At 41.6% G+C, this 25,394-nt stretch carries 16 protein-coding genes, 2 tRNA genes, 1 rRNA gene, 4 pseudogenes and 2 riboswitches; of the genes and pseudogenes, 21 read left to right on the forward strand and 2 right to left on the reverse strand.

Annotated features, from left to right (window positions below):
* The first annotated feature begins 102 nt into the window (after positions 1-102).
* The 12 genes and pseudogenes from rrf (at position 103) to CUU66_RS09720 (ending at position 9,590) form a co-directional block, all read left to right on the forward strand.
* Positions 103-219 (forward strand): 5S ribosomal RNA (rrf, locus tag CUU66_RS09660).
* Between the two features lie 7 nt (positions 220-226).
* Positions 227-302 (forward strand) — tRNA-Val (locus CUU66_RS09665).
* Between the two features lie 26 nt (positions 303-328).
* Positions 329-402: transfer RNA gene (locus CUU66_RS09670), tRNA-Met, on the forward strand.
* Between the two features lie 642 nt (positions 403-1,044).
* Positions 1,045-2,142 (forward strand): iron-containing alcohol dehydrogenase family protein, encoded by a 1,098-nt coding sequence (locus CUU66_RS09675; RefSeq protein ID WP_101641523.1) that lies wholly within the window; start codon positions 1,045-1,047, stop codon positions 2,140-2,142.
* 27 nt (positions 2,143-2,169) lie between these two features.
* Entirely contained in the window at positions 2,170-3,156 is a 987-nt protein-coding gene (locus CUU66_RS09680; RefSeq protein WP_101641525.1) for an ABC transporter substrate-binding protein, read from the forward strand.
* A gap of 121 nt (positions 3,157-3,277) precedes the next feature.
* Complete coding sequence (locus CUU66_RS09685; RefSeq protein ID WP_101641619.1) at positions 3,278-4,075, forward strand: ABC transporter permease; 798 nt, start codon at positions 3,278-3,280, stop codon at positions 4,073-4,075.
* A gap of 1 nt (position 4,076) precedes the next feature.
* On the forward strand, positions 4,077-4,898 hold the full coding sequence (locus CUU66_RS09690; RefSeq protein ID WP_101641620.1) for an ABC transporter ATP-binding protein: 822 nt from the start codon (positions 4,077-4,079) through the stop codon (positions 4,896-4,898).
* 64 nt (positions 4,899-4,962) lie between these two features.
* A complete protein-coding gene (locus CUU66_RS09695) occupies positions 4,963-6,141 on the forward strand; it encodes an aminotransferase-like domain-containing protein (protein WP_101641528.1) in 1,179 nt (392 codons plus the stop codon).
* Positions 6,142-6,455: 314 nt separating this feature from the next.
* A pseudogene (locus CUU66_RS25540) lies at positions 6,456-6,763 on the forward strand (IS110 family transposase); the annotation flags it as partial.
* A 379-nt stretch (positions 6,764-7,142) separates the two neighbouring features.
* The gene (locus CUU66_RS09710) at positions 7,143-7,430 is read left to right on the forward strand and encodes a hypothetical protein (protein ID WP_101641529.1); all 288 of its coding nucleotides are present in this window, start codon (positions 7,143-7,145) and stop codon (positions 7,428-7,430) included.
* 601 nt (positions 7,431-8,031) lie between these two features.
* Complete coding sequence (locus CUU66_RS09715; protein ID WP_101641531.1) at positions 8,032-9,291, forward strand: flavin-dependent oxidoreductase; 1,260 nt, start codon at positions 8,032-8,034, stop codon at positions 9,289-9,291.
* A gap of 2 nt (positions 9,292-9,293) precedes the next feature.
* A complete protein-coding gene (locus CUU66_RS09720) occupies positions 9,294-9,590 on the forward strand; it encodes a Dabb family protein (RefSeq protein ID WP_101641533.1) in 297 nt (98 codons plus the stop codon).
* A 1,182-nt stretch (positions 9,591-10,772) separates the two neighbouring features.
* Here CUU66_RS09720 and CUU66_RS09735 read toward each other — a convergent pair.
* A complete protein-coding gene (locus CUU66_RS09735; protein WP_257967944.1) occupies positions 10,773-12,143 on the reverse strand; it encodes an MFS transporter in 1,371 nt (456 codons plus the stop codon).
* A gap of 1,070 nt (positions 12,144-13,213) precedes the next feature.
* Here CUU66_RS09735 and CUU66_RS09745 point away from each other — a divergent pair.
* From CUU66_RS09745 to CUU66_RS23760, 6 genes and pseudogenes are all read left to right on the forward strand, one after another.
* Complete coding sequence (locus tag CUU66_RS09745; protein WP_101641538.1) at positions 13,214-15,097, forward strand: glycoside hydrolase family 3 protein; 1,884 nt, start codon at positions 13,214-13,216, stop codon at positions 15,095-15,097.
* Between the two features lie 154 nt (positions 15,098-15,251).
* Positions 15,252-15,659: pseudogene (locus tag CUU66_RS09750) on the forward strand (nitrilase-related carbon-nitrogen hydrolase); the annotation flags it as partial.
* A 773-nt stretch (positions 15,660-16,432) separates the two neighbouring features.
* Positions 16,433-17,458 (forward strand): annotated as a pseudogene (locus CUU66_RS09755) (asparaginase).
* Between the two features lie 231 nt (positions 17,459-17,689).
* Positions 17,690-18,880, forward strand: a complete 1,191-nt coding sequence (locus CUU66_RS09760; RefSeq protein WP_101641623.1) for an aminotransferase class I/II-fold pyridoxal phosphate-dependent enzyme — start codon at positions 17,690-17,692, stop codon at positions 18,878-18,880.
* A 471-nt stretch (positions 18,881-19,351) separates the two neighbouring features.
* Positions 19,352-19,463: riboswitch (TPP riboswitch) on the forward strand.
* 272 nt (positions 19,464-19,735) lie between these two features.
* A riboswitch (TPP riboswitch) is annotated at positions 19,736-19,843 on the forward strand.
* Positions 19,844-19,946: 103 nt separating this feature from the next.
* Positions 19,947-21,293: a solute carrier family 23 protein gene (locus CUU66_RS09770; protein ID WP_257967945.1), complete on the forward strand. Its 1,347-nt coding sequence runs from the start codon at positions 19,947-19,949 to the stop codon at positions 21,291-21,293.
* A gap of 29 nt (positions 21,294-21,322) precedes the next feature.
* Positions 21,323-21,538, forward strand: a complete 216-nt coding sequence (locus CUU66_RS23760) for a hypothetical protein (RefSeq protein WP_142383715.1) — start codon at positions 21,323-21,325, stop codon at positions 21,536-21,538.
* Positions 21,539-22,311: 773 nt separating this feature from the next.
* On the opposite strand, the gene CUU66_RS09780 is transcribed toward CUU66_RS23760, so the two are convergent.
* A complete protein-coding gene (locus CUU66_RS09780; RefSeq protein WP_257967946.1) occupies positions 22,312-22,962 on the reverse strand; it encodes a YesK-like family protein in 651 nt (216 codons plus the stop codon).
* A 321-nt stretch (positions 22,963-23,283) separates the two neighbouring features.
* On the opposite strand from CUU66_RS09780, the pseudogene CUU66_RS09785 reads away from it, so the two are divergent.
* The 3 genes and pseudogenes from CUU66_RS09785 to CUU66_RS09795 all read left to right on the forward strand — a co-directional run.
* Positions 23,284-23,865, forward strand: a pseudogene (locus CUU66_RS09785) (MFS transporter); the annotation flags it as partial.
* Positions 23,866-23,913: 48 nt separating this feature from the next.
* Positions 23,914-24,501: an MFS transporter gene (locus CUU66_RS09790; protein WP_101641555.1), complete on the forward strand. Its 588-nt coding sequence runs from the start codon at positions 23,914-23,916 to the stop codon at positions 24,499-24,501.
* A gap of 188 nt (positions 24,502-24,689) precedes the next feature.
* On the forward strand, positions 24,690-25,208 hold the full coding sequence (locus CUU66_RS09795) for a GNAT family N-acetyltransferase (protein ID WP_257967948.1): 519 nt from the start codon (positions 24,690-24,692) through the stop codon (positions 25,206-25,208).
* The last annotated feature ends 186 nt before the right edge of the window (positions 25,209-25,394 follow it).

Here is a 25,394-nt window from a genome sequence, read left to right on the forward strand (position 1 = left end):
AGATACTAATCGATCGAGGACTTAACCTATTATGATTTATACTCGAGACACAAATCAGCCTTCTGTTATCTAGTTTTGAAAGAACGATGTTCTTTCCATTTGTCTGGTAGTTATGGCGAAGAGGCCACACCCGTTCCCATCCCGAACACGGAAGTTAAGCTCTTTTGCGCCGATGGTAGTTGGGGGCTCTCCCCCTGTGAGAGTAGGACGCTGCCAGGCTTAATACGGAGGATTAGCTCAGCTGGGAGAGCATCTGCCTTACAAGCAGAGGGTCGGCGGTTCGATCCCGTCATCCTCCACCATTTATTTTTAAGTTAACTTTAATCGTCGCGGGGTGGAGCAGTCTGGTAGCTCGTCGGGCTCATAACCCGAAGGTCGCAGGTTCAAATCCTGTCCCCGCAATAAATAGCTTCTCGTATTAAAAAAGCTGCCAGCCTTTGCTGCAGCTTTATTTACGTTTAAAAGGCCCTAATACATGTCCTACATTATTTGAATACTGTAGTCTTAGATTGTTGAAATTCAATAAAGCAAAATAAATTGGCTCTATAATATTTGTTGGGGTCGAGGGAAAATTTCCGGGCATAAAAAAACACGCAAACTTCCATTTCTTTTATACTTGAATTGTCGAGAAACAAGTAAAGGATGAAGTTGCGTGCATATGAATTTTACCATGAATATCCCAGGTTTAAAAGGGGTTGTCCCTACAGGATTATGAAACAAAAGAAAAACAAATATTCAAGTTACCAAAACCAGTGATGATGGACTCAAATATTAACGAAACTCCAGTGTTAATATTGGTTTTAGAATATGTTTTTTTCAACTCGTAATGAATGGCATAAGAACGTACCCCTTCACCTAATGGGCGCAACGGTTCTGTCTTAACTTTCGACAAAAAGATGGTCCGATTTTTAATCGGCCATCTTTTTTGGTACTCTCTTTTTGTACATGTTTGAATATTTAAACTATATTGACATAAAAAAGACAAACAAGTATATTAATGTGATAGTATTAATAATTATACATAGCTAGAAAGGGAGATTCTGTTTGAAGGTAACAACTGGCCCGGCTCAATATGTTAGAAAAGCGGGATTATTATCCGAAGCCGGTTTATTTATTAAGAAACTCGGAAAGACCGCAGTGCTAATCGGAGGAAACACCAGTAGAGAAATAGTAGAGGGGAATTTAAGGAAGAGTTTATCAGCTCAGGGTATTACTTTAACGCATTCTTTTTGGTATGGTGATGAATCCTCTATTAGCCATATTAATAGTCTTGTAGAGAAATTAAGCTCCCTCAGCTATGATGTCCTTATAGCAGCTGGCGGGGGCAAAGCCATTGATACCGTTAAAGCTGCAGCATACCGCGTGAATAAACCACTTGTGGCAATTCCGACCATTGCTGCTACCTGTGCGGCGGCTACACCGATTTCCATTCTATACAGCGATGAAGGTGAGTTTATAGAGATCAGCCGGGATTCGAAAGCTCCTGAATTAGTGTTAGTGGATTCTAATATAATATTGCATTCACCCGTTCGCTATTTAATTGCAGGCATTGGGGATACACTGGCAAAGTGGTTTGAAACGAAATGTTCAATAAAAAAAGTAGAACCTAATGTTATGAACCAGACAGCAATAGCGATCGCGGGTCAACTATACCAAACATTACTGCAAAAGGGGAAAGCAGCCGTCACCTCTTCAGAAACTCAAAGACTAACAAGCGAATTTGAGGATATCGTGGATGCGGTTATTTTAGTAAGCGGAAGTGTAAGCGGCTATGGCGGCGATGACTGCCGGACTGCGGCTGCACATGCCATCTACTCCGGTTTGACCATCTTTCCTGAAGTTCACCAAACCTATCACGGCGAAATTGTCGCCTTTGGGATTTTAGCCCAGCTATGTATGGAAGGTGTGGCCGATGAAAAATTAAAATCGGTCATCCGTTATTACCAGGAAGTCGGTCTTCCTTATACATTAAAGCAGATGGGGATCAACAAACTAACGGATGATCAATGGAAGCAGCTGGGAAATATGACCGTTACCATTGAAGATATGGCGAATATGCCATTTGAGGTGACACCCGATATGGTTATATCGGCAGTAAGCCAGGCGGATAGAATTGGAAATGAACTATTGCTAGGTAAATAATACATAGATATATAGGGGGAAATTACTGTGAAAAAGTGGATGATTATATTGTGTTCCTTATTGTTAGTATTTGCATTGGCTGCTTGTGGAAAAGAGCAATCATCTGGCAGTACTAAAAAGTCGTCTGAGCCTTTGAAAGTTACCTTGCCTACATGGACAGGGTATGGGCCGTTGTTTTTAGCAAAGGAAAAGGGGTTTTTCGAAAAGAATGGCATTGATGTGGACCTCTCCATTGTAGAAGGATTAGCAGAGCGTAAACAAGCTTTGGCCAGCGGGAAAATTGATGGGATGGCCACGGCCCTAGATGTTCAAGTCACCCTTGCAGCCTCAAAGATTCCGGTTAATGTGGTCTGGGTGTTGGATGATTCTTATGGCGGCGATGGAATTCTTGTGAAAAATTCAATTAAAGATGTAAAAGACTTAAAAGGAAAGACGATGGCATTCGAAGTCGGTTCTACCAGCCATATGCTTGCATTAACAGCATTAAAGCAAGGCGGCTTAATGGAAAAAGACGTGAAAGTTGTCCAAATGTCTGCTGGTGATGCCGGGGCAGCATTTGCTGCAGGCAAAGTAGATGCAGCCGTGACGTGGGAGCCCTGGTTATCAAAAGGCGAACAGGCAAACGGAAAAGTTTTATTGACGACAAAAGACCTGCCAGGGATTATTGTCGATACCATCAGTTTTAAAGAAGAAGTAATTAAAGACCGCCCGGATGACGTAAAAGCATTTGTAAAGGCAATGGGCGAGGCGATGGACTATTGGAAAGAGAATAAAGAAGAAGCGGATAAAATCATGGCTAAAGGCCTTAAAATTGATGAAAAAGAATTCGTGGCAACTGAAGAGGGCTTGAAATTTTATACAAAAGAGGATAATCAACAGTTATTTGGGTCAGAAAGCAGCAAAGGATCGATCTATGAATCAACAGATTATGCGATCAAATTTTACAAAGAACAGAATATCATTAAAGAAGAACCAAAAGTGGAAGACATTATAAACCCAAGCTTTCAAAAATAGACATGCTGTTTCAGGTTTTGATGTTTAACTTTTCTATTTAATTTTAGAGCCTGACATATGGCAAGGGCTTATTCCTCATATGTTAGGCTATTTTTAATAGAATGAGAAATGGGTGATTTTAGTGCTGACAAAATTGTTTACGCCTAATAAAGAAATACCAAAAAAGCTTTATTCCTTAGCAGGATTATTCACGTTTATTTTATTTTTAGGCATCTGGTCATTCCTTAGCTATGGAGGAATGGTGAATCCGATATTTTTACCGACGCCGACGGTAGTATTAGGAACTGCGGTTGAATTACTATTTCATGGAGATCTACTACCCAATATCGGTATTAGTTTTATGAGGGTGCTGGTCGGATTTCTGGCTGCCGCATTGATTGGCATCCCGTTAGGAATTTTGATGGGCTCCTTAAGAATCATGGAAGGTGCATTTGAACCAATTATCGGATTTATCCGCTATATGCCTGCTTCAGCCTTCATTCCACTATTAATTTTATGGATAGGTCTTGGAGAACCCGAGAAAATGAGTGTTATTTTCCTTGGGACCTTCTTCCAGCTGACCCTCATGATCATGGATGTAACGAAAAATGTACAAAATGAATTAATTGAGGTCTCTTATACATTAGGAGCGAAAAGGCTGCACGTATTTACGAAGGTGATCCTGCCTGCGTCATTACCTGGAATTGTCGATACACTTCGCATCACATTCGGCTGGGCCTGGACTTATTTAGTGGTTGCCGAAATTGTGGGAGCTTCAAGTGGTTTAGGCTATATGATCATGCAGGCCTCACGTTTCTTGGAGCCAGATAAAATTATTGTCGGCATCATAACCATCGGATTATTGGGACTCTTTACAGATATGGTTTTTAAAGCCATTTACCGGGCTTCGTTTTCGTGGATGAGAAAGGATGGTTTATAAGATGGTCAAAGCAACAGCAGAAAATGCTGCCATACATACACCTCAAAAGGGTACTCCAAAGCTAGAAATTAAAGATGTCGGGAAAATTTTCAAAACAAAAAGTGGAGAGACTACAGCCTTAGAAAAAACTTCCTTTGCAATAAACGAAGGAGAGTTTGTAACCATCTTAGGACCCTCTGGATGCGGAAAATCAACCGTTCTTCGCATTGTCGCAGGGCTGGAAGAAGCCACTTCTGGACAAGTGCTGCTCGATGGTCAGGAAATCAGTGGTCCAGGGCCTGATCGGGGCATGGTGTTTCAATCGTATACGTTATTTCCATGGTTGACCGTCAAGGAGAATATCAATTTCGGTCTAAAATTAAAGGGAGCATCCCATAATGAACGGGACAATGTGGCAAGGCATTACCTTCAATTAATCGGCTTGGAAGACTTTGAGAATCATTATCCAATCCAATTATCTGGAGGTATGAAACAACGTGTTGCTATCGCCCGGGCCCTAGCTAACGATCCGAAGATTCTATTAATGGATGAACCATTTGGCGCATTGGACGCTCAAACAAGGAACATTATGCAGGAAGTTTTATTAAAGGCATGGGAAGAGTCAAAAAAAACGATCCTTTTTATTACTCACGATGTAGATGAATCTATTTTTCTAGCAGATTCTGTTTATTTGATGACGGCAAGACCTGGCCGCCTAAAGAAAAAAATCCCTATCGTATTGGATCGGCCAAGAGAGTACAGTGTAAAAGGAGCTCCGGAATTTGCAAAATATAAAGAGGAATTGTTGTCTCTGATCAGAGAAGAGAGTCTAAAATCCATTTAAGCAGTGTTTCTGCAAAAGTTTGCATATCAGGTAAGGGTTCGACTGATGAAAGGTGATGATCCACGTGAATGTAAAATCTTTTTTTTCTGAACATATTAAAGCGGCACTTAAGAATGATCCGCCTGGTGCATGGATGCCAGATCTTCCAAATGGCTGCATTCGCTTGAGTTCTGGCTATCCCGATCCTGCTCTCGTTCCTGCTGTGGAGATAAAGGGAGCAGCAGTCAGGCTTCTTGATGAAGAGCAGGATTTACCGCTCCATTATCTAGGGAGTCCACGCATTGAAGGACTAAAGAAGCAAATCCAGAAAAGGCTGGCAGAGCGTGGAATTGAAGTGATGGAGGATCAGCTTTTGATTACATCAGGAGCTTGCCAGGCGATCGATCTTATTGCCCGTATTCTCCTTGATGATCAAGCGGTCGTCGCGGTTGAATCTCCCACCTATATGGAGGCTTTGGAGATTTTTCAAAACTATACGGATCAGATCATAAGTATACCTGTGGATTCTGAGGGACTCCAACCAGAACGTTTAGAAGAAATACTGAACCAGAGGAAGCGTACAGATCTCACCCTCCCGCGTTTTTTTTATACCATCCCAACCTTTCAAAATCCAACTGGGACGACTATGACGATAGAGCGGCGGAAGCATTTATTGGAGCTCTCCAATGAGTTTGATTTCCTTATTCTTGAGGATGATGCATACGGGGAATTAGCCTTCGGTAAAAGTACGCTTCCATTAAAATCTTTAGATAACCGCGGACGGGTCCTCCACGTTGGATCATTATCCAAGGTAGTGGCGCCAGGAATGCGGATCGGATGGATAGCAGGAGGCAGTGAATTCATTAAGGCTTTAGAATGGTTTAAAAAAGATTTAGACCATCCGTTTTCTCAAAGCACGATGGCTGTTTACTTAGAAAATGTCGATCTTGAGAAAAGGCTAGACCAGCTAAAAGATGTGTATCGGGCTAAATGTGATGCATTAATCCGTTCGCTGGAACAATTTCTTCCAAAATCGGTTAGCTGGTATGTACCAGAAGGTGGTTACTTTGTATGGATCAGGGTCCCAGGTGTCGATACATCACATTTATTGTCACAGGCTCTAGCCAAGGGTGTTTCTTATGTACCAGGGAAATACTTTTTCTTGGATGAAAAGGATGGAACCGAGTTTCTCCGGCTTTCTTTCAGCTATGCCGATGAGAAAGAAATAATCGAGGGAATACGGAGACTAGGGCAGATTATCTGATCTTTTTGTTATAATCTACCGCTAAAACCCGAATAAAGGCCACGGTTAACACGTGTCCCCCATTCGGGTTTTTATTATATCTACTGGCAGCCCTGTTCAACATAAATGTCAGGATTGGAACTGCCGCAGCTTTTTCTGGTAAATCCCAGCTTTGATTACGCGGTCATAAGTTGGAACTGTGTTGATTGCTACCGGCAATGTAGTATCCGTTTTAGCTGCAACGAACTAGGTCGGGGTTTCCTTCATTTTCATGATTTCCGTATCAGTAATTAAATTATCATTTAAGCCTTCGCAAACCGGAAATGCAGCCGCAAAGTAAGCTGAACAAGGATGGGAGATAAGCCGAACCAACCATTCCACAAGGTGTTTATGCAGAACTCCGTGTGGCCAAAAAAATACGTAATCTCCTAACTGTTGACCTTCAAACGGTGCAAGGCCAAATTAACAATTGGCTAGATCGGTATTTCCCTGAGTTTTTAACAGTCTTTAAGAGTTGGGAAGGGAAAGCAGCTTGGAATTTTTAAGGCTAGGAGCCTTACCATATGAACTGATTCATTTCACGGATCAGTACTTATTGGATCATTTACGAATAGCAGTTAGTCGGAGTGTAGGACTAAACCAAAATACTAGACCTAAAACAAGCAGAATAGGCTTACTGGGTTGGTTGCTTGTATGAATTAGAATAGGCTGGCTATTTACTGGCATTGTTAGTTCAGCATTGTTGGTAGTAACAGGTATATCTTTTGTAATTGCATTATGTTTAGATTTTATTACAAATATAAAAACTAAGAATCTTAAATAAAGTAATTCAATAAAAACGACCAATAAGTTCAGAAGGTAGTTTTTTTCGGTCGTAAATCAACATTATTATTTAACATAGCTAAAGAAATAAAAGGTTAAAGCAGACCGTAGGCTAAGGCAATGTGAAGCCAAAACATGGTGTAGAGGGTGTGAAGCCGGCGGTTACAGTATTTAGTTATGCTCAGGAGGGATGTGGGAGAGTGAGCCTTTTCTTAATAGCTCGATTAAAAGGGATGGAAAAGGAAGTGCAGTTGATGGCAGAGCGTGAAAGTGGTAGTTTGTCGTTTTCGGTTCAGGTGGTAGATTTAAGGATAGAGGAGCGGATCCTGTCTACGTGGGAAGATGCCAAGGAGCTCTTGATGCGTGTCAGTGGTCAAAGCCTTGATAACAAGTATATTCGGCCGAATTTTGTGGATTTGTTCTTGGAGTGCGGGCTGTCTTTGGGAAGAAAAAGTACAATGCTCAGGAGCGTGTCACAGTCAATATAAAAGAAACGATGGATACTTCGTGGCTGTTTGGGACACATAGGCTATAAATTTGCCTGCTTCAATTGTAATTTCAAGGTTTTCATCATTGCCATAATCCGTTATTGTTCCTCAATCCAGCTAATAATTTCCGCAAATATAGACTCAATCTACAATTAAACTAAAAAAGGAAGGTGCTGATCGAAGGGGGAGCCTTTCGACGGCTTAAATACGTTCAAGCAGAAGTTCTTACTATTTTAAAAAATAAATACAAAATAATAGCTGAAACTACAATAATTCCCTCCTATCGTTGGAGTACCAAAAAAAGTCCTATTCCAGCTATAGTTTTTTCTTACAGTGTTCCTGTTATCCCTTTCGTCCCTCATAATATGCCTCCTTAATTTAAATAGAGAATTAATGTTTTTCTTTAAGAAATGAGTTAGAAGATAGTGATTTGTTCTTGACCAATTCATTCTTTTTCTTTTTTAATTTTAAATCATTTTTTTCATTTTAAATTCATCTTTGAATAAAACGTTTCTACTTTTTCATTTAATATAGTCTACTATTGTGCAATAATTAAGAAAAGTTAAAAAACAATACAAGGCAATACAACAGGAGGATGCTTATGTCAAAAGTAAAAACAGCCTTAATTGTGGGCGGAGGAATTGGCGGTCTTGTATCTGCATTGAAGCTCCACCAAATGGGAGTTTCCGTTCGTGTCCTTGAAAGTGTAGAAACGATTAAACCATTTGGTGTGGGGATCAATCTTTTGCCCCATTCGGTCAAGGTATTGACGGAACTGGGGTTAGCAGATGACCTGGAAAGAATGGGTCTTCCTACTGCAGAGCTCATGTATGTGAATAAATTTGGACAGCGAATCTGGCAGGAGCCAAGAGGAATCGCTGCGGGCTACCATTGGCCGCAATATTCCATCCACAGAGGCCGATTGCAGATGCTTCTCTTAGAAGCTGTGAAAGAGCGTTTGGGGGAGAACTCTGTGTTAACAGGTCATCATTTGAAATCCTTTCAGATGATGGGGGGCATGGTTACGGCTCAGTTTGAAAACCGTAAGACGGGAGAGAGTCTTGGATCCTTTGGTGCAGACATCCTGGTGGCGGCTGATGGCATCCACTCCGCTGGCCGCAAATACTTTTATCCTGATGAAGGACTGCCTAAGTTCAGCGGCCGGATTTTATGGCGCGGAATCACGGAATCCACTCCATTTTTAACCGGCCGATCGATGATCATGGCTGGCTATCAGGATCAAAAGTTTGTGGCATATCCTGTTAGTCCTGAAACTGCAGGCAAAGGAAGTTCCCTGGTAAACTGGATAGCAGAACTGTCTATTCCAGGCGAAGTCCCTCCACGTTCTGATTGGAACAGCAAAATCGATAAGGAAAAGTTTGCACCTGCATTTGCGAATTGGGATTTTGGCTGGCTGAATGTACCAAAGCTGATTGAGGAAACAACGGATGTTTTTGAATTTCCGATGGTGGACCGCGACCCGCTACCGAAATGGAGTTTTGAACGTGTAACCTTGCTTGGGGATGCGGCACACCCTATGTACCCAATCGGATCAAATGGTGCTTCACAGGCAATCCTGGATGCGGATGCATTAGGCGAAGCTATTTTAGAACATCAGGCTCCCGAGGTTTCATTACGGGCTTACGAGGATGCTAGGAGAGAACCGACAGCGAACATTGTGTTGGCGAACCGGAAAAACGGCCCTGAAGTGGTTATGCAGATTGTCGAGGAACGTGCACCAAACGGTTTTGTCTCTCTGGATGATGTGATTTCCCAGCAGGAATTGGCGGATATCGCACATACATACAAGCAGATTGCCGGCTTTGACCGTGAGAAATTGAATCGAAAAGTAGGAGTTTGATCATGGTAGAACATATTGTATTGCTAAAATTCGCACAGGAAACAACGCAGGCACAAAAGGATGAGTTAATCCGCCGTACCCTGGAGTTGAAACAAATAATCCCCGGTATCGTAGATATACAGCAGGGCATGAATTTTTCGACTCGAAGCCAGGGGTATGAAATGGGGTTGACGGTCCGATTTGAGGATAGGACTTCACTCGAAAACTACGGGCCGCATCCTGCACATCAGGCGATTGTTTCTTACTTGAAGGAAATTGGTTTGGAGGACAGTATTATTGTTGATTTTGAACTAAAGTGATTTTTTTTGCTTAAAGACTTTAGTGCTGAAACGCGGTTGTGCAAACGATTGATGTTAAAGACTGGAACGAATTGTGGAATATTTTTAAGCGATACTCTAACGTTAACGTGTATTGTTTTAGTAGTTTCTCGATTATGCATTTACACCTTTGCAGATAATATTGTTGGTTCTGTGATCGGCAATGTTTATGAAGAAGGGAAGAAACGTTATTCTTTTATATTTTCTGCCGCAATAAGGGAAGAAGCGGCGTACAAATCTTTATTAATCTGGTTTTTCTTAATCAATCCCATGATCCCATCGGGGAGAAGATGCTTCTGAATGCCGCATTCCTGGTAGACCATAACAGAATTGAAAATTGATAGAATGGCAAATCTGTTAAGGGGAAATCTAAAGGTACTACGAAAGGACAGCTGGTGGGAGCGGCACAAAAATCATTACAACCCTGCAGCAGGAAGTTACTCACTAAAAGATAGAATGTCTCACATGGTTTGCAGCCGATGTTACTACAAAAGAGATTTAGGTAAGCAGCCTCCAACATTACGAATCTAGGGGGCCTTACAGGTATATTGACGGACGTGGTGGAGAGCATTAAACTCTCTTCCTTTTTTTGTTCCTAATGGCCATTCAAAACACACAAAAAAACTGGGACAAACAATCGTCCCAGCCCTGCTTACATATGGTTTGTGTTATTTTGCTGTCTTTTAAAAAGATATCTGGCACTTTCAACTGCACCAGCTATAAAGAAAGATGGCAGCATTACATTAAATACAAAATTGTCATTGATTTCAAAGATTAAGGTAATCATAAATACGACGACAAAGGTAATTAATAATGTTTTTATTAAATTACCGAACTCGAATTCTTTTAGTATGTCATTTGCAGCTATAGTAGATTCGTGAATATTTTTTACAGAATTAAGGGTGTTTATGAAGCAACCTATACCAGCTGAGAGTATTAACAAACCACACAATAGATACAACATCATAATAAAAAAATTCATAGTTTTTCTCTCACCTTCTATTATTTACAAGCTGCCCATACTCCAGTGGCTCCTGTCAACTCTCCTGCGAGACTAACCAGGGTTGTCCCTCCTACACGAATTCTTTCTTCCCAGGTAGTTGCTCCTCCTAAAAGTCTTGCTTATTAAAGATTAAATATATCTAAAAGAGGTGCAGTCTATTATTATCTTTCTCCCTGAAGCTTCCTCCGCACTTTCCCGCCAGGCATCCGCGCCGTCAAAAGCAGCACAAGACCTCCAATAATCACGCTAGTCCATGCCATACTATGCAGATGCTCTGTCGTGACAAGCTGACCGAACAGGATACCCAAAAGACTTGAAGAAAGTATCGTTCCAATGTATCGGGAGGTCATGAAAAGGCCGGACGCTGCCCCCGTTTCCGCAGGCGGTACGAACGAATAAAGGGCTGTCTGAAGACCGAGATTGTTAAAGCCGTTACTCAACCCCAGTACTGATAAACAAAAGAACAGCCAAGGAACAGAAGAATCGTTCTGGATGGTTACCAGCAGCAGAGAACCTATGATGATTGATAAGGCTCCCGCCAAGAGGGGAGGTTTTGAGCCGCTTCGATCGATCCACCGGCCGGTAATAGGTGAGACAATGACACCGAATCCCGCGACGGCAAGCATGACAAGACCTGTCGTGTTGGAATCAAAATGCCGGAAGTCCTGCAGGTAAAGCGGTATTCCAAAAAAGATCGAGTAAAAGACGATGTTGACAAGGATGAACTGTACATATACAAGGCTCATATTGGTATTCTTCTTTAACGCGATTACATCCACAAAAGGCTCGTTCCGTTTCTTCTCCACGATATAAAACAGAATGGTAAATACGATACTGGAAAGAAGTTTGATGAAGCTGAATCCTTTTTCCAAGTCGAGAAGGAAGAGCAGCCAGAATACAATCATCAATGAAAATAACACGATTCCCGGATAATCGATGTTCGCTTTCTTCCTTTCTGCCTTAGGACCCTGCTGCGGCAGAACCTTAATGGCAAGAACAAAGGCCGCGATGATGATTGGGAAGTTGATAATGAAGATGGCCGGCCAATCTCCAAAGTGAACTAGAAAGCCGCCAATTGATGGACCAAAAGCCGCAGAAACAGACGAGAAAATTGAAAGTACTCCCAATGCCTGTGCCTGGTTCTCCGTAATGGAAGCGCGGATCATCGCCATCCCGGAAGGAAAGAGGGCTGAGCTGCCGATTGCCTGGATTACCCGGATGCCGATCAGCCATCCGAACGAAGGAGAAAAAGGTGCAGCGACCGAGGAGACGACAATCATCAGAAGGCCAATCACATACATCCGCTTAGCCCCGAACGCATCCGCCAGCTTCCCCATAACAGGCTGCCCGATGCCGCTGGCTAAATAATACGTGGAAATAAGCCAGGACGCGTCCGTGAATGAAAGGGAAAAATCCTCTTGAATACGTGAAAGAGCGACGGCAATCATGGAAGAGTTTAATGGGTTTAGTAATACACCCAATGCTACAGTCAAAATAAGCGGGAAATGTTTTTTATGTAATGTAGCCAGCAAACTCACCTCATTAAAAATATTTCGTGAAACGAATACTTTTTATTATAGCGTAAACGCTTTTGATGGAAAAATATTTCACTGTTACTTAATAGGCATTTTTGCCGGTTCTTTGTAGGCGGCAGATAAAGGATGGAAATCAATAGGGACAGTTAACCGAGTATGGACTAGTTGTTCTTAGGAGATAGGGGTGATCTCACGGCTGCTGTCTACATGAAGCTCCGGTCCCGGTCTATTATCGCTGGCTCAACAATCTGCTGCGTTAGGGAAGGACCTATCATGCTGCTGGTCGCGAGACATATACCGGTCGTAAAAAGAAGCGTCATCGCCGCGTATGATATGGTCACCTGAATGAGCACTCCGTTCAAAGCCGACATGAATCCAATCAGTGTTAAGCTGATCACAAGCATGTTTGAGTTTGGAATTCAGCCAGCGGTTAACAAATAGCTGCTTTATGTCGGCGTTGGAAGCTGTGTTATGTGGCTACTTGGAGAACTTATGCGACCAATACCGGGTTTTATGTGGCTAACATGAGGATTTATGAGGCTAGAACCGGTTTTTATGTGGCTAACACAAGGATTTATGTGGCCAGAACCGATTTTATGTGGCTAAGTCCTATATTTATGTGGTTGAATCTGACTTATATGTGGCATAACGTCCCCACCCAAAAAAAGAGCGCCTCACTCATGAGTCTCAATGTCTTAATTCATCCAGTATATAAGGGCTGATTTTTTCCAACCTCTGTTTTTTCAGCGTATAACGGATTTTGCCTATGAGAAAGGAGAAGCAACTTGTTAGATATTTTTGGAAGTGCCTTAAAAAAGGGAAGTCCGCGCTTTTTTACATTATAGGAATAAAGGATGACACCCTTTCCATCCTCATACCTATTTGGCAATAAATAACATAGTAAGTATTTACCAAATTTAAAATCCGGTGTGTCTGTCATTAGGTTCCCGAAATTTATATGTAGTATACTCGCTTTGTAAGCGCTAACAAATTACATAAAGGAGGCAGGAGTCATAAGCTGTACAGGTTGATTTGGTTCACACAAAAAAGCACAGGAGGAGATTAGGTTGGTTAAGAGAGGCTTAAAGCATTCGATTCTCACTGGTTTAACGCTGCTTGCCCTGGTTGGGACAAGTATAGGCGGACCGTCCAATACTGTTGATGCTCGCGGGAAAGAGAAGATAGCACCTTACAAGAATCCTAAACTATCGGTTGAAAAAAGAGTGGACGATTTATTGCCGAGAATGACCCTTGATGAGAAAATCGGCCAAATGGTGCAGCCAGAACGAAATTCCGTCACTGCAAATGATATCAAAGTGTATGGAATCGGCTCTGTCCTGAGCGGCGGCGGGTCGCTGCCGACAACAGGAAATAAGCCGGCTGATTGGGCAAATATGGTCGATGATTTCCAAAGAGGTGCCAGATCGACCCGGTTAGGCATTCCTATTATCTATGGTATTGATGCCGTCCATGGGCATAACAATGTGTACGGAGCCACTATTTTTCCTCATAACATCGGCTTGGGTGCAGCTAATGACCTGAAGCTGATGAAGCGGATTGGACAAGCGACAGCCGAGGAAGTCCGCGCGACTGGCATTTCCTACACGTTTGCACCTGTACTTGCTGCTCCGCAGAATATCCGCTGGGGCCGAACCTATGAAGGCTATAGTGAAGATCCAAAGGACACCGGCAAGCTTGGTTCGGCACTGGTTGAAGGCCTCCAGGGTGAAAAGAATGACCCTGACTTCTTAAAAGGCAAACATGTTGCCGCTTCAATTAAGCACTTTGTCGGTGATGGGCTGACTGAAGGCGGAGATGACCAGGGGAATGTAACGGAATATACGGAAAAAGAAATTCAGAAGCATATTAAACCGTACAAGGAAGCCATCAAAGCAGGAGCAAGGACGGTCATGGTGACCTACTCCAGCATTAACGGGCTTAAAACCCATGGTGACTATCACATGATCACCGAAGTATTAAAAGGGGAGCTGGGCTTCACAGGTTTTGTTATCTCTGACTATAACGGTCCGCAGCAGATCGCTCCTAATGATTTTAGAGAATCCATCAAGCGCAGTGTGAACGCTGGCATAGACTTATTTATGATCCCGAATGACTGGAGACAGTTCATTACTACGACAAAAGAACTTGTTGCAAAAGGCGAAGTATCTGAAAGCCGCATTGATGATGCCGTAACAAGAATTTTACGCGTGAAGTTTGAAAATGGGCTTTTCGAAAAGCCATATGCTGATCAGGACTTAGTCGCTAAAGGAGTCGGAGGTGCGGAACACCGTGCCATCGCACGTGAAGCAGTCCGTAAATCTCAGGTTCTATTAAAAAATAAAAATCACATTTTACCTCTTCAAAAGAAAAACTCAAAAATATTCGTAGCCGGCAAGAAAGCCGACAATATGGGCTACCAGGCCGGCGGCTGGACCATCAGCTGGCAGGGCGGTTCGCCTCAATGGATGGGGAAGCCCGAAAAGGATCTTATTCCGGGTACAACCATCCTTGAAGGAATCAAAGAGAAAGCTGGGAAAAATACAAAGGTAGACTTCAGTGAAGATGGAACAGGCGCCAAGGGCCACGATGTAGCGGTAGTCGTAATCGGGGAGCCTCCATATGCAGAGATGTTTGGTGACCGCGATGACTTGGGACTGCTTCAGGAAGATATCGATCTATTAAACAAAGTAAAAGCATCCGGAGTCCCAATGGTTGTCCTTTTACAGTCAGGACGCCCGATGATTCTGACTGAACAGCTGAAAGACATGGATGCACTCGTTGCATCATGGCTTCCGGGGAGTGAAGGCGGCGGTGTAGCCGATGTATTGTTCGGCGACTACCAGTTTACAGGAAAGCTTTCCTTTACTTGGCCTAGAAATATGGAGCAAATTAACACTCACGATAAAACGAATCCGCTGTTTAAAAAGGGGTTTGGCTTAAGAACGAAGTAACAGGATTAAACGGTTTACATAAGGCTGACATATTGCTGTCAGTCTTTTGTTGATAATGGTGGGACAGACACCATTACTTGAGTGCTGAAGTTGTCCAAATCCTTGTGAAAATCGCTGACAAAAATGTTGTTAGTGGGACGAGGAATCAAAATATTTCGAGGCAGGATCCGATTTCCCTGTATGGGAAACCAATATCGGCAAAATCGGAATCATGATCTGTTACGATACAGAGTTCCCTGAATCAGCCCGTTCGCTTGCATTGGAGGGTGCTGAAATCATACTGGCACCTACCGCGAATATGACTCCGTTCCAGCATGTACAGCAGCTCTTTATCCAGAGCAGGGCTGCTGAAAACCAGGTCTTTGTCGCAACAACCAACCAGATTGGCGAGGAAGAGTCCACGCTGTTTTTCGGAGAAAGTGCAGAGGCCAATCCTTTCGGGGAGATGCTGGCTAAAGCCGGGGATCAGGAAGAGGAACTTGTTATCGAAATCGATCTTGGCTTGATTAAAAAGGCCGGAATATCCGTTTTATTTAAAAGACCGGCGTTCAGAGTATTATAAGCTAAAAGATATAGTTAGTAAAAATATCTTATAAGCCAGATTTTAGAAGCAGCGGAGTGCCGCTGCTTTTCCTATGTAATCAGGGAGAATAACGAGGTGGGATCGAATCCACAGTACATTCTAAAACCATACTTCAGTTAGGAAATGTCCTTCGTTTGGTTGATGAAAAACAAAACTAAGTCAGTATGTTAGAAAAATGTCCTTCATAAGGGTGATGAAGGCCAAAACTGACTAGTAAAGTTGGAGAAATGTCCTTAATAAGGGTGATGAAGGCCAAAACCGACTAGTAGAGTTAAAGAAAAGTCCTTCATACGGGTGATGAAGGCCAAAACTGACTAGTAAAGTTGGAGAAATGTCCTTCATACGTGTAATGAAGGCCAAAACCGTCTAGTAGAGTTAAAGAAAAGTCCTTCATACGGGTGATGAAGGCCTAAACCGACTAGTAGAGTTGGAGAAATGTCCTTCATAAGGGTGATAAAGGCCAAAACCGACTAGTAGAGTTAGAGAAAAGTCCTTCATAAGGGGGATGAAGGTCAAAACCGACTAGTAGAGTTAAAGAAAAGTCCTTCATAAGGGGGATGAAGGTCAAAACCGACTAGTAGAGTTGCAGAAATGTCCTTCATACGGGTAATGAGGCCAAAACCGACTTGTAGAGAGTTTAAGTAAAAAGAATCAAAAATTTCGAAAGTTCTTGCAACTGGTAGTTATCTATTAAATTTTTACGTTATAATATGTTTGGATTTATAGATTAACTTCATGGGAGAGTGGCGGCTATGAGCAATAAACCAATTAAAGTGAACAGGGGAGAGTACCTGGAAAGCACGCATGATGTACATATAGCTGTCGTGAATACAGAGGGAGAGCTGTTGTATTCGTACGGAGATCCAGAATTTCTCACATTTCCACGTTCTTCTATGAAACCGTTCCAGGCAGTTCCTGTCATCGAGAGCGGTGCTGCGGAACGCTTCCATTTTGAAAAAAAGGATCTTTCGTTGATTTGTGCTTCCCATAGCGGAGAACCGATTCATCGTGAACGGGTGATGGATATTTTAAAACGCTTGAACCTATCAGAAGAGGCCTTGCAATGTGGAACCCATATACCCCACCATATAAAAAGCTATGAGGAGTTACTTAATAATGGGGGTTCTCTAAGCCCTGTGTTTAGCAATTGTTCCGGGAAACATGCCGGCATGCTTACGGCAGTTGTTCATTTAGGCGAAAATATACATAGTTACCGGGATGTTAATCATCCACATTAGCAGAGAATCTTAAACGTAATCGAAACAATCTGCAGTTACCCGAAAGAGAAGCTCGACATTGGTTCAGATGGCTGCGGGGTGCCTGTTCATCGCCTTCCATTAAAAAATGCAGCGCTGGGATATGCAAGGCTTGCGAATCCTGCTTCAATTGGAAACAGCCCGGAAGCTATGGCACTGGAACAAATTGCTGAAGCTATGACCGCACATCCGGAAATGATCGCCGGAGAAGAGCGGTTTGATACCGATGTAATGCGTGCCTTTGAGGGTCGTATAGTCGCAAAAGCTGGGGCAGAAGGAGTACAATGCCTTGGTGACCGTGAGTCAGGATTTGGAATAGCCATTAAAGCCGAAGATGGAAATGGCCGGGCAGTTTCTGTAGCTGCCATAAGAGTTCTGAAGCAGCTTGGAATTTGGATTGAAAAAGCAGAAGCAGACCTGCAGAAATATGAAATTGCTCCCGTTTTAAATATGCGTAAAGAAGAAATCGGCCGGATTACAGCTGATTTTACACTTGAAAGTAAACAGGCTTCATCTCTATAGTCGTACGATGTTTCTTTAATCGCTCATTGAAAGGTGGTCCTGACAAACTTTTTGTTCTGACTATTTTGACAAATAGATGCTGGCAATAGCATAATGTAGGAATACTTCATTTTAAATATTGTACTCAAGGACAATGGCTGTTTTAGGCAGCTCTTACTGAAGAACATAAGATGAGGAGTTATGAAAGAATTTTTTACATTGAAAAAAGTTTATACATTGGAGGCTGCGTACATGAAGTTTGCAAAAAGAATGGATCACTTTGGAGAGAGCATTTTCTCCAAGTTAGTGGAAATCAGGAGAACGAAAGTAGAACGTGGTGAGCCTGTCTATGATTTAAGCATAGGCACTCCCAATATTCCTCCTGCCAAACATATCACCGAGGCGTTATGTACCGCCGCAGCTGATGAAAAAAATTACATATATGCGATCAATGACCAGACATCTTTACTAGAAGCGGTTAGGTTTTGGTATCAAAATAGATACGGAGTCGACTTAGATCCAGGTACTGAGATTTGTTCGTTATTAGGTTCGCAGGAAGGACTTGCCCATATTTCTTTATCCATTGTTGATGAAGGAGATCTGGTGCTGGTGCCTGACCCGTCTTATCCTGCTTTCCTTCATGGTCCATTACTTGCAGGAGCGGAACTTTATTATATGCCTCAGAGAAAAGAAAATGGCCATGTAATTTGTCTAGATGATATTCCAGAGGAAGTTGCAGCCAAGGCAAAACTAATGTTGGTGTCGTATCCGAATAATCCAACTGCAGCCACAGCACCGGATTCTTTTTATGAAGAACTGGTCGCATTTGCGAGAAAATATAATATTATCGTCCTTCATGATAATGCCTATAGTGAACTGGTATATGAAGGCGAAAAGGGTAAGAGCTTCCTCTCTTTCCCTGGAGCAAAGGATGTCGGGGTGGAGTTTAATTCCTTATCAAAGACATATGGACTAGCTGGTGCCAGAATCGGATTTTGTGTAGGAAATGCAGCGGTTGTTTCCCAGTTAAAAGCATTAAAATCCAACATGGATTACGGAATGTTTCTGCCGATTCAGCAGGCGGCCATTGCTGCGATTACAGGTGACCAACACTGTGTGGAAGATACGAGAAAGGCTTACGAAGAGCGGAGAAATATACTGTGTGAGGGATTTAATGAAATTGGCTGGACGATGGATAAGCCAAAAGCGACCATGTTCGTATGGGCCAAGATCCCGCCTCACTATGACAAGTCATTCGATTTCGCTGCCGATCTGGTTGAGAAGTCAGGCGTGTTAGTAACGCCGGGAAGTGCTTTTGGGCCGAGCGGTGAAGGGTATGTGAGAATTGCATTGGTTCAAGATAAAGAAATCCTGCAAGAAGCGATCTTGGCAGTAAACAAAAGCGGGATCCTGCTTCAAAGCCTTAGTGCCGTGAAGGTTTAATCATATATTGTATGATAGATTAACTAGAGCAAAAAAGTACTTCCCATTTGTGCGGGAAGTACTTTTTTTGTTCATCCGTTTAGTCAAGGAATACACTACATTATGAATGAATATGTAAATAAACAAATGAATTCATTTCTTGTGTAGAAAGGAGAGGCATCTATTGCAATTACTAATGTCGTTATTGATTGTTCCACTATTGGGCGCTATTACTTTTCAAATTTTCACTACATTTTTTAGGAATTTGAAACGCGGAGAAAGTACCCATAATCAAGTTGTATTAGGTCCGGTAGTTACTTTTATTTTTCTCTTTGCGTTTATGTATTCGTTATTATTTCTCCATTAAATAATGATCTTAATGAATAAAACCAATGGGAATTTGGGCGTGCCTGATCTATCAAACTGAATGCAGACTGCGTTTTTGCTTTACAAATGACCTTATAGAAGCTACTATTAAATCAATTGTTCATATGAATCTACTAGGGGTGCCCTGATACCGGGCTGAGAGAGAAACGAGCAAGTTTCTTAACCCTTCGGACCTGATCTGGTTTGTACCAGCGTAGGAAAGTAGCGGAGACCAAGAAATATTCTTTTTATTTCTAGTTAGCTATGCCAGGTCCTTGCAGATGGATCTGGCTTTTTTGCGTGGAAAAAATGCGGGGGTGGTTGTTTTAGTTGAAGTAATGCCAAGGGTATGAATAATTGCAGCGGATAGCAGAATAATTGCCGCGGATAAAAAATTTATTGCAGCGGATAACAAAATTTTTGCTGCGTAGAACGAAAATAATTGCTGCGGATAAGAAAATAATTGCTCGAAGCTCAATGTTTTGCCCTGCACATAACAAGGAAATACATATTTTACACTGGGGGAGCCGATCACCGGCTGAGATTAGACTGCTAGAGTCTTAACCCTTACTACCTGATCTGGCTAGCACCAGCGTAGGGAAGTGTTCACATACATGGGAAGGCTTTATGGCCCATCCTGTTTGTATTTGAATCCCTCAGTGTCTATAGGCTGGGGGATTTTTTATTCCCCCTGAGAATACTTGTCGAGGAGATTATGAAGATGGAAGAAAAAGAGATGTATGAAAGCCAGCAGGAGATTGCTGTTGGGATAGATGAAAAGCTGCCGCCGGTTAAAGCCTTTTTATATGGGCTGCAGCATGTGTTTGTATCTAACGTATGGCTCGATCCGATTTTTGTGGCGGCCATGATTGGGCTGCCTTTATCGCAGTCTGCCAATATCGTAAATGCGATTTTTATTACAGCGGGGATTGTGACTCTGATCCAGGCCGGTAAGCTGGTGAAGCTGCCAATCATCCAGGGTCCTTCGGCTGCTTTTGATGCCATTATGATTTCTGCTGGTAAAGCCAATGGTTTGGCGGCCGCCAGCGGCGGAATTTTGTTAAGTGCGGCAATTGTGTTTCTACTGTCAATTACCGGAGTAATCGGCCGGTTAAAGGCTTTGTTTACGCCTGCTATATCAGGCACCGTGATCTTTCTGGTTGGGATTTCCCTATCCGGGTTCACGCTGCATGAATTTTTAGGAGGATCTCCAGGCGACAAAACGTTTGCGGCCCCGTCAACCTTAGTATTATCAGTCACGACTTCAGCCATCGTATTGATTTTATCGCTCTTTGGAAAAGGAATCTGGAAGTCTTTTTCTTTCCTGATTGCCTTAATTATAGGAGACATTATAGCTTTCGCGATTGGAAGAACCAATTTTTCGGCTATTGGAGACAAAGCATGGTTCGGATTGCCGGATTTTCTGCCATACGGCGGATTAACCTTTGAATGGAGTACGTTCCTGACGTTTTTCACAGCTTATATTGTGGCGGTCATTGAAGCGATGGGAGTATACCAGGCGTCATCAGCCATGTTGAAAACTCCATTAGATTCCAAAAGAATCCGCAACGGTTTTGCCGGTGAATCTGCAGGATCATTCGTATCTTCACTCATTGGCGGTTTTCCTACGACTGCCTATGCACAGAACGTGGGGCTGCTGCGGTTGACTGGCGTTGGTTCCAGATTTCCAGTCATGGCGGCAGGGGTCATTTTCTTGGTCCTTGGATTTGTGCCAAAGGCGGGCGCCTTGCTTGCTTTAACACCTGATCCTGTTGTGGGCGGCATCTTCCTGCCGGCAGCGGCAACGCTAATCTACACAGGAATATCCATTCTTGCAAAAGTAGAACATTCTGAGCGTAATTATATGATCATCGGGCTTTCAATCCTGCTTGCCGTTTCACTGCCGAGTTATGCTGTCAATGTAAAAGGTACGTTGGGCACCTTCCTGACAAATAGTATTTTAATAGGTGCGTTTATGTCTGTTTTCTTGCAGCTGCTCTTAGTAAACCTACCAAACTGGTTAAAAAAGGGGAAAGATCATGAGACAGGATTCGATATCCATAACTAACCATATTCTTGATTTTATAAAAACATATAATGAGTATTCGGCCGGGCAGTGAGCGCCTGTTCTCACTTATAGACATCTCGCTCCGTTTACAGGGAGCAGCCGAACATCTCCAGGTCAATCCTTACCTGGTGTCGTGTACATACGAAAATTACAGAATCGTTTTATTCAAGGATGGTCGTGCCCTGATTCACGGGACGAATCAGGCTGCGGTAGCAAGAGCGGTTTATGATAGATTACTGGGCTGAGCTACATATAAAATCGGAGCGGCGAACAGGTCTTTGGGCTGTCGAGAAATTCTCGGCGGCCTTATATCCTTAGGCACCACTAAGGGAAGCTTGGCTAATTAGAATTTCGGGCTGCGATCAGCATATTCGGCCTGAGATAAGCATAAACGTTTTAGGATAAGCATAACGCATCCGACATAAGCATTGGATGGTGGCAGATCAGCATAAACATTGTAAACCCAAGCATAAAACCTAAAAACTTAAGCGTAAACGCAATAAACTTAAGCATATTGCCTAAAAAGATAAGCATAAACCATTTCGCATCCTTTAGATAAAGTTGAATCTCTTCAAAAATAGATGTTTTAAAGGATATGGGAGCTCCCATTTATTAAAATAAAATACCAAAATGGCTGCATCAGCATCAAAAATAGCGGTTTTTCTATCAAAAAGTACCAAAGTGCTAACCGATCTACGAAATTTCGTATTAAAGCAGGCTGGTTTTCTTTCCGACTTTAATATTAAAAAGGATTTGGATGAAGGCAAATGTAAAGCTTCCTAGGGGACAGCGTGGTTTGCCTGTGGTGGCAATGGGTCTTTTTTATTGGGATTTCATTATTCACTGGGAATTGGCGGTAAGTCATGTGGATTTTACGGTTAGTTGGCCTATAGGACTCCCGAGTATGATAACCGTCAAAATAAACAGATCTCAGAATTGAGAAATGTCAAATGGCTGAAATCTGGAAAACGAAGCAGAGCAATTCAGTAAGAATCGCTCTGCTCTGTGAAGTGAATTTTTATTTCACTTGTTGATATGTGGTTCCGTTTGTATCCATAATCACGATTTCTGGCTGCAATCGGTTCAGTCCTATTGCGATGACTGGATTCTTTTCTGGGGAGCTATTATAGAAGGTTCTTATTTTTATTAAAGTTGTATCACCTTGCTCCTCTACATCAAGAACCTCAATATTGCTGCCTGCCATCTTACTGCCAAGAGATAATACAACACCTTTGTTTCCTTCTAAGATAGTAAACGTTTTATAGCCCTGGATTTCCGCGTTATTCTGCAGCTGCTGGAAATAGGAATCTAGATGGTCTCCAGTAATAGGTTGTGCTTTTTTAATAATCCAGTAATCTACTTGATTGAAATAGGAAAAAGCTCCATATAAAGCAACAAATAAAATAAGGAAGGTATATACGATTTTTTTCCATAATAAGCTTTTGCCAAAAAAAGAAAACAAAATGGAAATAGTTATAATACCCAAACCTAATACTCCGAAGGGCATCCCCTCAAAGCCGCCGATTACAAATATACTTCCAAGTATCGTTAATACTCCAATAATAAGGACTATTACTACTTTCTTAACGTTTTCTTTTACAAATAGATAAGTAAGAGCATAAAATCCCAAACCTATTATTAATCCAATAAGAAACATCCATTCAAACAAGATATCGCCGCCCCCTTGATATAAAAATACTCTCTAGGAATCTTATTCAGATTCCATATAAGAACATTCTTCACATTCCCTTATAGGGAATTTCGTTTACATTTTAACATATTTTTCCTAATATTATAGATAGAGAATTAAGGATTAACAATGAAAATTCCCAATCAGATAACCGAATGGCTCACTTAAAGGACGTTTTTTTATAACGAATATCCAATATTCACCTATACATTCATATTTTGTTCTATAATAGATATATTCATATAGTCGGAGAAGAAAAAATTAGGGGTGGTCAAGATTTGATCTTTATTAAGAAATCCTTCTTACAATTGGCTGTGGCTGTCACAAGTTATTTCAGAGTTAGCTGACGGTCTTCAGTATCTGCTCATTTTATTTCTCATCTCAAAACTGACCGACAATCCTTTGGTTATTAGTTTTGTACTGCTTGCCAGGGTTTTGCCCGGTACACTTCTATCTGCATTTATTGGTCCGTTCATAGATAAGTATTCAAAGAAGCGTATTATGGTGATTTCTGATTTATATCGTGCCGGAATCATTCTGATAGTGATTTTATTTTCTCAGTCTATTGCAGGGTTGCTTATCTTAGTTTTTCTTGGGGGGCGTTGGATCTTCTTTGAGCCAGCGAGAACATCATCACTGCCTAAAATCTTGGATAAAAAACGAATGCCTGAAGCAATTGGACTTTCTCAAAGTACGATGCAGGCAATGATGTTAGTCGGGCCAGCTATATGCGGTATTCTATTATCAGTACTACATTATCATGTTATTTTTCTGATCACTGCCGGCTGCTATGTTTTATCTGCTTGTTTTATCACTCAACTAAAACTCATTGGAAATTCTCCAAGGGAAAATGATGTGGAAAATCGGTTTTCATTAAATTAGGAATCTCTAAAAGAGGGGATACGTACCGTTCAAGCTTCTAATGTGCTTATGGCTTTAATTTTCTTATTAGTGTTTACACTTATTGGCGTAAGTATCATGAATGCAAATATTCAGTCTGTCTTATTGCATACTTTTAAAGTTCCGGTTGAGCATTTTGGTTTTGTTCAAACTGTTGTTGGGATTGGAGGCATTATAGGGGTAAGTGCTGCTCCATTTATTATTAGAAAATTTAATACCAGCAATGTACTATTATCTTCGTTATTTGTATTAGGCTCATTATGTATTCTGATATTCCCGCTAAATACACTTTACAGGATGTATGATATCGTTCCGATCTATGTATGGTGCATGTTCTTAGGCATCACGACAAACTTGCTTAATGTACCATTAAATAGTTTGTTTATCCAAACTGTTCCTGAAGAGGTTATTGGAAGGGGTGCTTCCATTATTGGAGCCATACAAAGTATTTCACAAGTGTTCGGATTATTACTTGGAGGATGGATTGCTGCTTTGTTTGGTGTTACGCATACCATTGCTTTAGCCGGAGGTTTTATTATATTAGTCTGTCTCTGTTATCCTTTTACTCATTATTATAAAGTTCTTTATAAGACGACCATCATTTCAAGGAAACTATGACATATAGTTAACCATCAGTTTTTGTTCGATGAAGCAACCAAGGATTTAATTTAATGTTCCAAAGAAGTGTTTTTAATTGGTAAAAATGCGTTTTAAACTAATAGTTTCTTGCAGCAATGAAAACTAAACTATTTTTAAGAGGTATACATTTGAAAGATTTTACGATTTGTTCTGAAACAGAAAGGTTAATGATAAGACCCTTGCAAAGGGATGACTATAGAAATTGGCTTCATGAATTTGAAAGCAGGCGCCCATCCCAGCACAGGCACGATAAAGGCAGGATGGATATGACGGAATGTACAGAAGAATGGTTCGCTGATTTGGTTGAAAAACATCAGGATTTAGCATTGAATGATCAAGCACACATTTTTGGTGTTTTTAGAAAAGAAGACAACAGGCACCTGGGAATGATCGATTTTTCTACATTGTTTAGAGATCATTTTCAATGGGGAAGAATAGGTTACACTATACATAATCAATACTGGAAGAATGGATACGGAAAAGAGGCCGTCAAAGAAGCATTGCAAATCGCTTTTAATGACTTGAATTTCCACCGCATTGAAGCACATATAAACCTTGATAATACCCCCTCAATCAGCTTAGCTGAAAGTGTCGGAATGGAGTTTGAATGTGTAAGGAAAGGTTTTATCTATGAATTTGATAAATGGACAGACCATGTAGTTTATGTTAAAAACTCGGAATCATGATTATATCTAGATGGCATTAATTGAGCAAGGGAACCTAAATAATAGGGTTCCCTTGTTTTATTTTGATTGAAAAAAATGCACTGGAATGATTGTTTCAATAGGAATTCTAGAGCTGGGAAATGGATAAGCGACAGGTTTATCCTTAACCCAATTGCGTGATGAAAGGATTCGCTACAGTACCTTATT

This window comes from Peribacillus deserti (genome assembly GCF_002863585.1).
Lineage (GTDB): Bacteria > Bacillota > Bacilli > Bacillales > DSM-1321 > Paraperibacillus > Paraperibacillus deserti_A.